Source organism: Pseudomonas sp. IT-P74 (assembly GCF_949768175.1).
Lineage (GTDB): Bacteria > Pseudomonadota > Gammaproteobacteria > Pseudomonadales > Pseudomonadaceae > Aquipseudomonas.
This window is the reverse complement of sequence record NZ_CATKQD010000016.1, coordinates 38,990-50,391: the sequence shown is the minus strand read 5'-3', so window position 1 is coordinate 50,391 and position 11,402 is coordinate 38,990. Positions and strand designations below refer to the sequence as shown.

Annotated in this window: 7 protein-coding genes and 1 pseudogene; 1 reads left to right on the top strand and 7 read right to left on the bottom strand. The window is 60.3% G+C overall.

Annotation, left to right across the window (positions count from 1 at the left end; translation table 11 throughout):
* Both ACM6J5_RS13305 and ACM6J5_RS13300 read right to left on the bottom strand, forming a co-directional pair.
* Positions 1–576 (bottom strand): annotated as a pseudogene (locus ACM6J5_RS13305) (helix-turn-helix transcriptional regulator); the annotation flags it as partial.
* 21 nt (positions 577–597) lie between these two features.
* The gene (locus ACM6J5_RS13300; RefSeq protein WP_414928687.1) at positions 598–1,713 is read right to left on the bottom strand and encodes a CaiB/BaiF CoA transferase family protein; all 1,116 of its coding nucleotides are present in this window, start codon (positions 1,711–1,713) and stop codon (positions 598–600) included.
* Between the two features lie 192 nt (positions 1,714–1,905).
* On the opposite strand from ACM6J5_RS13300, the gene ACM6J5_RS13295 reads away from it, so the two are divergent.
* Positions 1,906–3,621 carry a hypothetical protein gene (locus tag ACM6J5_RS13295; RefSeq protein ID WP_414928686.1) on the top strand — a complete coding sequence of 572 codons (1,716 nt, stop codon included), beginning with the start codon at positions 1,906–1,908 and terminating at the stop codon, positions 3,619–3,621.
* Between the two features lie 367 nt (positions 3,622–3,988).
* On the opposite strand, the gene ACM6J5_RS13290 is transcribed toward ACM6J5_RS13295, so the two are convergent.
* The 5 genes from ACM6J5_RS13290 to ACM6J5_RS13270 all read right to left on the bottom strand — a co-directional run bounded on the left by ACM6J5_RS13290 (position 3,989) and on the right by ACM6J5_RS13270 (position 11,373).
* A complete protein-coding gene (locus ACM6J5_RS13290; RefSeq protein ID WP_414928685.1) occupies positions 3,989–5,179 on the bottom strand; it encodes a lipid-transfer protein in 1,191 nt (396 codons plus the stop codon).
* Between the two features lie 90 nt (positions 5,180–5,269).
* Positions 5,270–6,637, bottom strand: a complete 1,368-nt coding sequence (locus ACM6J5_RS13285) for a DUF1329 domain-containing protein (RefSeq protein WP_414928684.1) — start codon at positions 6,635–6,637, stop codon at positions 5,270–5,272.
* A 25-nt stretch (positions 6,638–6,662) separates the two neighbouring features.
* Positions 6,663–8,483 carry a DUF1302 domain-containing protein gene (locus tag ACM6J5_RS13280; RefSeq protein WP_414928683.1) on the bottom strand — a complete coding sequence of 607 codons (1,821 nt, stop codon included), beginning with the start codon at positions 8,481–8,483 and terminating at the stop codon, positions 6,663–6,665.
* 112 nt (positions 8,484–8,595) lie between these two features.
* Positions 8,596–10,158: a long-chain-fatty-acid--CoA ligase gene (locus ACM6J5_RS13275; RefSeq protein ID WP_414928682.1), complete on the bottom strand. Its 1,563-nt coding sequence runs from the start codon at positions 10,156–10,158 to the stop codon at positions 8,596–8,598.
* Positions 10,159–10,230: 72 nt separating this feature from the next.
* A complete protein-coding gene (locus ACM6J5_RS13270) occupies positions 10,231–11,373 on the bottom strand; it encodes an acyl-CoA dehydrogenase family protein (RefSeq protein ID WP_414928681.1) in 1,143 nt (380 codons plus the stop codon).
* Positions 11,374–11,402: the final 29 nt, after the last annotated feature.

Here is an 11,402-nt window from a genome sequence, read left to right as displayed (position 1 = left end):
AAAAAAGAGCGCTTCTGCATGCTCCCAGTCGCCATAGCGCTCCACGTGAACCAACGCCTGAGCCGCGACCTCGACACGACCTTGCAGCGTGGCCATACGCGCGCGCTCGATCCAGACCGAGCATTGGATGCGTCGACAAGCGCGGTCGCGACCGCTTTGTTCCAATAAGGCGAGGTGGCGACGACAGGTGGAAATATCACCCTGCAGCCAAGCGATACGAGCCATAAGAATATGGGTGACGATCAGCGTATCCACTGGGCTGTCATCCGTGATGTAACGCAGGTTTTGACTGAGCAGCCGTTGTGCCTGATCCAGCGAGCCACTCTCGTATAGCACAAGTGCGCTGACCGGTAGTTGCTCCACCCCGAACTGCGCGCAATCCACGGAGAAACACTCCAGACGAATGCGCGCCGTTGCCAATGAGCCTTGCGTCAAGTCGATGAGGCTCTCCATCGCCGTCACCGCCGGAGTCACGGCGTCCGCGCCCTGCTGCGCGGCAAGCCAGATCGCCTGCGTCAGGCAACGCCTTGCCTCGTCAAAACGCCCGAGAGCGAACAAGCTTTCGGCCAGCACCATGGCCTCCAGGATTTCCAGAACCTACGACCGCCAGACAGCGGCAAGGTCATCGCCATCCAGCCCGGCCATAACCTGCTCCGTGTGCGCACCCCGTGTCGGAATCGCCCCTGGTGTCGCGACCTGGCCATCGAATCGCGGTGCCGGACTGGCTTGAAGCATGCCATCGCGCTCGAAGTACACACCCCGCTCCACCATATGCGGATGCTGCGAGGCCTCACGCGGGCTGAGTACCGGGGCAAAGCACACATCGGTGCCTTCGAGCAGGTTGCACCAGTGCGCACGTGGCTGCATGGCGAAAACATCGGCCAGCAGCCCACGCAGTTCGTCCCAGCGCTTCATGTCCCATTGTTTGGCGAAACGCGGGTCATCCTGCAGCCCCAGTTTTTGCAGCAACAGCGCATAGAACTGCGGCTCCATCGAGCCCAGCGCCACGTACTTGTCATCGGCGCAGCGATAAGTAGCGTAGAAATGCGAGCCGTCGTGGACGCTCTTGCCGCGCTGCTCCTGGAGCAAGCCTCGGCGCGACAGCGACATCATCAACTGCATCATGTGCGCCGAGCCGTCGACGATAGCGGCGTCGACCACGGTGCCCTTGCCGGTCTGCCGGGCACTGAGCACACCGGCCAGCACACCGACCGCCAGGTACAGCGCGCCACCGCCGATGTCACCGATCAAGGTGATGGGCGATGAAGGCGCTTCACCGACCGTGCCGCTGTGGTACAGCGCACCGGAAAGCGCAATGTAGTTATTGTCGTGACCGGCGGCGCTGGCCATCGGCCCGTTCTGGCCCCACCCGGTCATGCGTCCATAGACTAGCCGTGGATTGCGTGCCTGACATTCCTGCGGACCGAGGCCAAGTCGCTCCATGACGCCGGGGCGCATGCCCTCGATCAGGACGTCGGCGCTCTCGATGAGTTTGAGAACTGCTTCGCGCCCTTCAGTGCTTTTCAGGTCGGCCACCACCGAGCGCTTGCCCCGGTTCAGCGGGTTGGCCGCAGCATTGGCTTCGCCGGTGATCGAGACAGACTCGGCGCGCTCCACGGCAATGACATCCGCACCCAGGTCAGCCAGGTGCATGGCACAGAATGGCCCGGGGCCGATGCCACAGATTTCTACGACTTTGATACCCGACAGCATTGTTTTTTCCTTATTTGCCGTGATCTGACAACGGGACTTCGATAGCCCGCGATACGCGAAAGTATGGCGAATACGCTAGCAGAGCCCTCACCCCGAACCTGCCCCCCGCCATGGGGGGCTATAGGCGGAAATAGGGCTCGCTACTCTGGACCTTCCTCCGCTGGCAATAACAACAAAACAAAGGACGACAATATGTTTGCTCTACGTTCACATTGGGCGCTTCTGGCCACCTGCCTGACCGTCCCGGTATTGGCCACTGCCGGCCAGAGTGCACCGGTCAACCCTTATCTGGCGCAGTCCTACAACAACCAGACGCACTGGAACGACGGCGCATCGGACAGCACCGACATCGCCGTGCCACGGGGCACCTACAAGATCACCCCGGACGCTTACCGCGTACTGCCCAACGAATCGGGCAGCCTGGTGCAGTACACCGACAAGGTCGGCGATACCGACCTGTACTGGTTCTGGGCCGGTTTTTCGCTACGCAAGGTAAAGATCGAGGACGACTTCAAGTTCACGGAAGTGGCCCGCGTCGACCTGCCGGTCAAACTGCCCAACTACCAGCCGATCACACCCGAACAGCGTTTGCAGCAAGCCGCCGAGACCCGCAAGTTCCTTGAAGCCAAGGACGAAAAGGGTTTGCTCGACTACATGAACGCACAACCGAACCGCATGCTGACCGGTACCACCGATCAGTTGTTGGGCGGGGCCATCTATTCGCTGCTGACCCGCGACGACGCCTTCATCGGCGCCAGCGCCCGCCGCGTGTTCCGCATCGACCAGAACGATCACAAAGACCCGAAGTCGGGCATGCAGCTCACCCAGGAAGTGCAACTGCCGGATGCCTTGTTCGATAACGAGAAGACCAAGCGCGGGATGAATGTCCCGGTGGACGCGACCTTCGGCATGGGCATGACCCCGAACGGCTTCCTGGTGGTCAACACCATGGGCGGCACGGTAGCGACCCTTGATCGCACGACCCTGAAACTGATCGATAGCTACCGCGTGGAAGGCAACGACGAGTTGTTCCTCAACTCCTTTGCCACAGGTCCCGAAGTCGGTGGTGGCGCCGTGTACGTTGCGTCCAACCAGAACATGTACCGCCTGGTGGTCGACAAGCACGGCAAGATCCACGCCGACGAAGCCAGCGGTGCGTGGAAAGCCCCATATGAGCGCGGACCGCGCTTCACCTCGATCAAGATCGCTGATGGCACCGGTTCGACCCCAACCCTGATGGGCTACGGTCCGAATGAAGACAAACTGGTGGTGTTCACCGACGGCGCGAACAAGATGAACCTGGTCGCCATGTGGCGCGACAAGATCCCTGCTGGCTGGAAGCAAAAGCCCGGCACTTCGTCGCCGCGAGTTGCCGACCAGCGTGAAGTCGACCTCGGGCCGGATGTTCCTACCGTGCAATCGGAACAATCGGTCGCGGTGTATGACAGCCATGCCTTCGTGGTCAACAACATCCCGGCCGTGGAAAAACCGGTACTGGCCAAGTCCGGCTACTACGTGACCATGCTCAACGGCATGACCCGCCCGGCGCCGAGTGGTGTGGCGATGTACAAGTGGGACCACGCCAAGAACCAGTGGAACACCCTGTGGACGCGCACTGATGTCGGTTCGATTTCCATCGTGCCAATGATCAGCGGTGGCAGCCGCATGGCGCTGATCAACGGCTTCTATTCAGATCGACTGGGCGAAGGTTTCCACCTCGGCATGGATCTGGATACCGGTAAAACCGTCCTGGAAATCGCCACCGGCAGCGACCCGATCTTCAACGGCATGTACGCGCCGATGAAAGTCGATAAGCAAGGCCGGATCATGTACGGCATGGCCTTCGGCCTGGTGTTGATGGATACCAACCGCATGCAGAAAGTCGATCAGGTCGCCAAGAGTGAGTAACTCGGTGAAGGGATGTTGTTGACGCTCATCGCGTCTCTTCTTCAAGTACGCCGGTCCTCAATGAGGGCCGGCGTTTTTTTTGCCTGTATATAACGATGAACAGCCGGAGGGCGAAACGTAAGAGCGCAAGGCCTTGTGCCGATCAGGCAAGGCTTTGAACAGCGCAATCCTTGTGGGAGCGAGCCTGCTCGCGATAGCGGCGGGTCAATCGACTGCGATGTTGAATGTGCCGGCCTCTTCGCGGGCAAGCCCCACAGGTTTTGTTGTCAGTTGGGAAACATGGGCATTAAAAAAACCGGGCACACGGCCCGGTAAACAAGGAGCGTGTTTGCCGGAGCATCCCTTTAGGAATGCACCGCCAGATGAATCAACCGCGACCGTACAGGCTCACAACGCAAGCACCACCCAGGCCCAGGTTATGCGCCAGCGCGACGTTTACGCCTTCTACCTGACGCTTGTCCGCCGACCCACGCAGTTGATGGGTCAACTCGTAGCATTGCGCCAGACCAGTAGCGCCCAGTGGATGCCCTTTCGACAACAGTCCGCCGGATGGGTTGGTCACCACTTGGCCGCCGTAGGTGTTGTCGCCGTCGAGCACGAACTTCTCGGCACCGCCGACATCGCACAGGCCCAGGGATTCATAGGTCAGCAGCTCATTGTGGGCGAAGCAGTCGTGCATTTCGGCGACGCGGATGTCCAGCGGGTCGACGCCAGCCTTTTCGTAGACTTCCCTGGCTGCACGTTGCGCCATGTCGAAACCTACCACTTCGATCATGGATCGCGATTCGAAGCACACCGGTTTGTCGGTGGTCATCGATTGGGCGAGGATCACTACGTCAGTGCGCAGGTTATGTTTTTTGGCGAAGGCTTCGGTGCAGATTATCGCCGCGGCGGCGCCGCAAGTCGGCGGGCAGGCCATCAGGCGGGTCATCACGCCGGGCCAGATCAGTTGATCGTTCATCACGTCTTCGGTGGTGAGTACTTTGCGGAACAGCGCCAGCGGGTTGTTTTCGGCGTGTCGGCTGGCCTTGGCGCGGATCGCGGCGAAGGTGCTCATCTGCGTGCCGTACTTTTGCATGTGCTCGCGACCGGCACCGCCGAACATCTGCAAAGCGCCCGGAATGTCAGAGACATCTGCGGTCAGTTCATCGATGATGCCTTGAGTCTTGATGGTAGTGGCACGTGGGCGGTCGCCCCATATGGCTTTCAATGCACCCGGTTGCATTTGTTCGAAGCCGAAGGCCAGGGCGCACTCTACTGCGCCGCTTTCAACGGCCTGACGGGCCAGGAACAACGCGCTGGAACCGGTGGCGCAGTTGTTGTTGACGTTGACCACTGGGATACCGCTCATGCCCACCTGGTACAGCGCGGCCTGACCGCTGGTGGAGTCGCCGTAGACGTAACCGGCATAGGCTTGCTGGACCAGGTTGTAATCCAGGCCGGCATCCTGCAATGCCAGGCGAATGGCCTCGGAGCCCATTTCTACATAAGTACCGCTGGTGCCAGGCTTGACGAACGGGATCATGCCGACGCCGACAACATAAGGTTTTTGCGACATTACTCTTCTCCAGATTCAGCGAAAGAAACAGTTGCACAGGGGGAGGCCGTTCGCCCTCTCGCGAGGACGAACAGCAATGGCTCGGTTGGTTTAGCGAATACCGGCGTTGCGCAAGGCTGCCGGAGTGAAATCGCCCATGGTCGGCTGGTAGGCGTAGTCGGTGCCGCGCTTGTTCTCGTTGCCCAGGTTGGATACCAGGTAGCGTCCGGCCAGCAAGTCATAGACCCCCATCGCGGCATAGACAGCGACACCCTGCTGGTAATCGTTGACCAGGTAACCTTCGCTGACACGCCATAGCGCACCGCGACCGTCGTACTGGTCGATTTCCACCGCCGCCCAGGTGTCTTCATCGAAGTACATATGGCGTTTGGCGTAGATGTGGCGCTGGCCAGGCTTGAGCGTGCCCTCCACTTCCCACACGCGGTGCAGTTCGTAGCGGGTCAGGTCCTGGTTGATGTGGCCAGGCTTGATGATGTCGGCATACTTTAACTTCGGCGATTGCAGCAGGTAGTTGTTGTACGGAACGTACATTTCCTTCTTGCCGATCAGCTTCCAGTCGTAGCGATCCGGCGCGCCGTTGTACATGTCGGCGTTGTCGGCGACGCGCAAACCGTCGGAGGCAGTGCCCGGACCGTCATAGGACACTTGTGGAGCACGGCGCACTCGGCGCTGGCCAGCGTTGTAAGCCCAGGCCATACGCGGTTCCTTGACCTGATCGAGCGTCTCGTGAATCAAGGTCACATTACCGGCCATACGCGCCGGCGCGGTCACTGTCTGCTTGACGTAGAACAGGATATTGGCGGCATCTTCCGGTTTTGCGTCGGCCATCTTCCAAGGCAGGCCTGTCGCCATTTCGATGTCTACGATAGTGTAGTCACCGTTGACCTGCGGCGTGGCCTGGGCCTGGCGGTTGATGAAGTTGGTGCCACGGGAACGGGTCAGGTGATTCCACACCACTTCCAGGCCGGTCTTGGGAATCGGAAACGCGTAGTAATGCGACTGCTCGAAGTTTTTCAACGAATAGCCGTCGTTGGTCGCTTCGGTGGTCACCGCACTTTTCTTTACCGCGTCATACACCGCTTGCGGCGCTGACGCGGTGCGTTGGGTCTTGTACACCGGGATCTTGTAGGTGTCGGGGTAGCGCTGGAGCATCGCCAGTTGCCCGGCAGACAACTTGTCCTTGTACTGCGCGGCATTGGCGGCAGTGATCACGAACTGCGGCTTTTCCCCTTCGAACGGGTTGCCGAGAAAGTCGTTGGTCATCGGCGCCGCGCCAGGCTTGAGGCCACCGCTCCAGGCGGGAATCGTACCGCTGGCATTGCCGGCCTTTTCACCGCCCAGCGGCGTCAGGGTAGTACCCAGTTGCGCCGCTTCCTGCGGAGAAACAGCGGCCATCACGCTGGAAGCGATCAGGCTGAGGGTCAACGTGCAGGCTTTGATCAGAGTGCTGGATTGCATTTTTATTATCTCCGTCTGAGCAGTATCAGAAGTTCACGCCGAAGCTGAGGGCGACGTAGTCGCGATCAGTGTTGGTATTCCACTTTCCACCGAAGTAGTCGGTGTAACTGAGGCTTGCGGTGTAGGTGTTCATGTAGTCGGCGTCCACGCCGAGGCTGATGGCCTTGTCGCCTTCCTCGAAGTTGGGACCTACACCATTGACGTCGTGGGACCAGGCCAGGTTGGGTGAAAGGTTGATGCCGGCAATTACGTTGGGATATTCCAGCTTGCCGCGCAGGCGATAGCCCCAGGAGTCGCTGGTATAGAAGCCGTGGCTGTTGCATTCCTGCTGCGGGTTGCTTGGGCGGGTGACGCCGGGCTGACCGGGCACCGGGGTGTTCTGCCCGACGCAGACCGCCTGGTTGACCAGTTGCCCGGCGCCGAACACGGTATTGCGGCCAAAGCGCGCCTCGGTGCCATCGCTGGAACCCAGGCCGTTGATGTGGTTGTAGCCCACCTCACCCACCAACGTGAGGCGCTCGGAGCCAAGGACCTGATCGATAAACCGCGTTGCGCTCATCTGTGCCTGCAGCACCGGCATGCGTTTGTAGCCATCGACGGGCGCCCCGGCGACGTTGGAGGACTGACCGCTGACGAACAACGGCGAAGCGGCGTTGCCCACGGCGGCCAGGTTGATGTCGGCACCGTTGAGGTTCAGCGGCATGTTCGGCCGGAAGCTCACCTCGCCTCCCAACGAAGTGCCAAGCACGTTGGTGGCAAAACTCAGGCCGTACAGGCGCACATCTTCGGGATAGACCACGTTGTAGCTGGCGCTGCGAATCGCGGCCACAGCGTTGGCGGTACTGGTGGCTCGGGTGAAATCCAGGCTGGGATTGCGGCTGTGGTAGTTCATGGCATAGGCACCGAACTCGGTGTCGTTCAGCTCGGTTGCAAACCAGCGCAAGGCCAGGCCGAACTGACCGCTGTCGCGGGCGTCCTTAGTCTTGGTGCGCGGGATAAACGCATCATCTGTCAGGCCAGGTGTCCCGGTATTTTTTGCCACCCCTGGGGCCAGATCGAGGCCCGCCAGTACGGCGCGGTCGTTACAACCCTCAGGGGTGACATCGTTGCCGAAAAAGGTGCCGCAGTTGTCGATTACCGAAGGTGCCCACTCGATCTGGTAGAACGCTTCGGCGGTGATGTTTTCCGACAGGCCTTGCGAGACATACAGCATGTTGACCGGGATCAGACCTTCCTTGACCTCGGCACCGGGACGGCGCAACGCCGCCACGTCAATCGGGTTGATGCTGTTGATCGAGTTGCCGATAAAAGTGCTTTCGCCCCAGCTGACGACTTGCTTGCCCAGGCGCACGTTGCCCTGCAATTCGTCGAGGGTGTAGTTGTGGTAGACGAAGCTGTCGAGGAACATCGCCCCGGACGACTTGGCCGCGCGCTGGCGGCCATGGTCGTCGATGTCGTAGAACGGACGGCTTTCGTCCATCAGCTCGAAGTCGTACCAGTATTTGCCACGCACAAAGGCGCCACTATCGCCGTACTTCAACTCCAGGTCATGCACGCCCTTGAAGATCTTCGAGAACGTCTCGCCCTTTTTGAAGTTCAGCCGGTTGTCATCGTTGGTGCGCGACGAGGCATTACCCCTGACGCCCTGGGAATTGAAATTGGAAATGAAATCCGGGTCGGGTCCGCGAACGGCCCAGCTGGCGCCGACCGACAGCGCGGAATCGAAACTGCCTTCGATTTCACCGATGCTGAAATCCTTGGAAAAAGCCTGTGGGGTGACTGCGGCAGCGACGGCGACTGCCAGCAGATGTGGGTAGCAAGCTCCACGCAATCTCGTAATGCTCATGCGTCCTCCGATTGTATTGACGCAAGGCGATCCGCGAGCATCCGTGGATGCGTCTCGGTTCCTGGCGTCGATTTAAGATGCGCGGCCGTACTGACCGCGCGACAGTCAAGGGTCAGGCGATCCCGCGCTGGTGGTTTTCCCAGAAGGGTTTGCGCAGCTCGGTCTTCAACACTTTGCCGACGCTGGTCAGCGGCAGTGTTTCGCGGAACTCGACACTGCGCGGTACCTTGTAGCCGGCAATCCGCTCGCGACAGTGGGCGATGATCTGTTCCTGAGTGGCGTTGACACCGGGTTTGAGAATGATCACGGCGTGTACCGTTTCGCCCCACTTGTTGCACGGAATGCCGATTACCGCGCTTTGCGCCACTGCAGGATGACTGCCAATGGCTGCTTCAACTTCACCGCAGTAAACGTTTTCGCCGCCGCTGACCACCATGTCCTTGAGCCGGTCGCAAACGTAGATGAAACCGTCATCGTCCATGTAGCCGCCATCACCGGTGTGCATCCAGCCACCACGCAACGCTTCGGCGGTGGCCTCGGGTTTTTTCCAGTAACCGAGCATCACGTTCGGGCCACGAACGATGATTTCGCCCATGGTGCCGCGCGGTACTTCGTTGTCCTCGGCATCAACGATGCGGATCTCGACACAGACAGCCGGACGACCAGCGGAATACATCTTGCCGTTGGCCTGGTACTCGGCGGTGTGATACTCAGCGGGGAGCGTCGTGGCCACCGGGGCCAGTTCGGTCATGCCGTAGCCTTGGGAGAACCCGGCGTTGGTGAATACCCCGCGGGTACGGTCGAGCAGCGCCGGGGTAATGGTCGAGGCGCCATAGCCAATGAGCCGCAGCGAACTGACATCGAACGCTTGGCCATGGGCTTCGCGCCAGTCCAGCAGCATCTGGATCATGGTCGGCGCCAGCAGGATCTCGTTGACCTTTTCCTGGTCTATGGCTGCCAGCACACCCTGCGGCGTGAAGGACTGCAAAACCGCATGGGTGCCGCCGGTGATGAACAGGCCGGTGATCGCGGCGAAGTCGGCAAGATGGAACATCGGCATCGCATGCAGAAAGATCGTATCGATGCCCAACCGGCCCTGGGACAGGGTATTGAGTGCCGAAAAGGCCACGTTGTTGTGGCTGAGCATCACGCCCTTGGGATGACCGGTGGTGCCACCGGTATAAAAAATCCCGAGCAATGAATCACCACCGCGCCGCGCATCTTCTACCGGTTCGCTGATAGCGATCAGTGACTCGTAATTGAGCATGCCGCGCGGGGTTTCGCCATCACCTGCGTAAATCACCAGGCGCACGGTTTTGGCCTCTTTGAGCACCCGGATACCGAGTTCCTTGTGGTGATCGTCAACGATCAGGATGGTGGTTTCCGAGTCGTCCAGCGAGTAGATGATTTCCGCCGCGCTCCAGCGGAAATTCACCGGATTGACCACGGCATCGGCCCATGGCACCGCCTGGTAATACTCGAGATAGCGCGCGCAGTTGAGCGCCAGCATCGCCACGCGATCGCCACTGGCGACTCCCAGCCCCTTGAGCGCGCCGGCAAGGCGCGCAACACGATCACCGAACTCGGCATAGGTGATCTGGCGGCCCTGGAAGCGGACCGCGATGGCATTGGGACGTTGCTGCAGATGACGGTGCAGCCCTTGAGTGATGTACATGAAGACTCCAAATTGCTTTTTTATTATTCAATCGATTTGGAACTATCGACGCCTCGGACGGCGCTTGGCTGGTTAGAGCGACCGCGCCACGACCTCGCGCTGAATCTCGTTGGAACCACCGTAAATGCGTGCCACCCGCGCATCGGCCCACATCCGCCCGATCGGATATTCGTTCATGTAGCCGTAGCCACCGAACAGTTGCAGGCAGCGGTCGAGCACCTCGCCCTGACGCTCGGTCAGCCAGAACTTGCCCATTGAGGCGAGCGTGGTGTCGAGGCTGCCGTCGATCCAGCGCTGGATGATCAGGTCGACGAAAGTCCGCGCCGCGAGCACCGTCGCCTTGGCGTCCGCCAGCACAAAGCGGCTGTTCTGAAAGTCGATGACCGGCTTGCCGAAGGCCTTGCGTTCCTTGGTGTATTCCACGGTCAGGCGAAGGGCGCGCTCCATCACCGCGACAGCACCGACACCGATCTGCGCACGCTCGTACGGCAGCTGGCTCATCAGGGTGTAGAAACCCTGCCCTTCCACTTCGCCGAGCAGGCAGTCGGCCGGTACTTCGACGTCATCGAAGAACATTTCCGAGGTGTCCTGGGCGTGCATGCCAACTTTGCTCAGCAGCTTGCCGCGGCGGAAACCCGGAGTATTGGTGTCGACCATGAACAGCGATACGCCTTTGGCGCCCTGGCTGATGTCGGTCTTGGCGATCACCAGCACCATGTCGCTGGTCTGGCCGTTGCTGATGAAGGTCTTGGCGCCGTTGATGACGTATTTGTCACCCTTCTTCACGGCGCGGGTGCGCACCGATTGCAGGTCGGAGCCAGCGCCCGGTTCGGTCATGGCGATGGCACAGATGATCTCGCCGGAACCGATCTTCGGCAGCCAGTGCTTCTTCTGCGCTTCGGTGCCGGACTCGAGGATGTAGTGCGCGACGATATGGCTCAGGCCGATGCCCAGGCCGCCGCCATTGGCGTTCATGGCATTGATCACGCACACGTAGTGGCCGACGCTGCCACCGGCGCCACCGTACTCTTCCGATACGTCGGGCAGGATCAAACCCAGTTCACCCGCCTTGAGCCAGGCGGAACGATCGGCGTAATGCTGCTCGCGCCATTTCAGCTCGTTCGGCTCCATGTATTCCTTGGCGAAGCGCACGACCATGTCGTTGAACTGCTCCAGGTCTTCGGTCATCCAGGGAGAGCGGTAGTTTTCCAGCATTGCAAACACCTCAGGTTCTGCGGCCTGTT

Excerpts from the sequence above, each read along its gene's own strand:
- ACM6J5_RS13295 (WP_414928686.1), top strand. The coding sequence starts at position 1,906 with ATGTTTGCTCTACGTTCACATTGGGCGCTTCTGGCCACCTGCCTGACC.
- ACM6J5_RS13285 (WP_414928684.1), bottom strand. The coding sequence starts at position 6,637 with ATGCAATCCAGCACTCTGATCAAAGCCTGCACGTTGACCCTCAGCCTG.
- ACM6J5_RS13275 (WP_414928682.1), bottom strand. The coding sequence starts at position 10,158 with ATGTACATCACTCAAGGGCTGCACCGTCATCTGCAGCAACGTCCCAAT.
- ACM6J5_RS13300 (WP_414928687.1), bottom strand. The coding sequence starts at position 1,713 with ATGCTGTCGGGTATCAAAGTCGTAGAAATCTGTGGCATCGGCCCCGGG.
- ACM6J5_RS13280 (WP_414928683.1), bottom strand. The coding sequence starts at position 8,483 with ATGAGCATTACGAGATTGCGTGGAGCTTGCTACCCACATCTGCTGGCA.
- ACM6J5_RS13270 (WP_414928681.1), bottom strand. The coding sequence starts at position 11,373 with ATGCTGGAAAACTACCGCTCTCCCTGGATGACCGAAGACCTGGAGCAG.
- ACM6J5_RS13290 (WP_414928685.1), bottom strand. The coding sequence starts at position 5,179 with ATGTCGCAAAAACCTTATGTTGTCGGCGTCGGCATGATCCCGTTCGTC.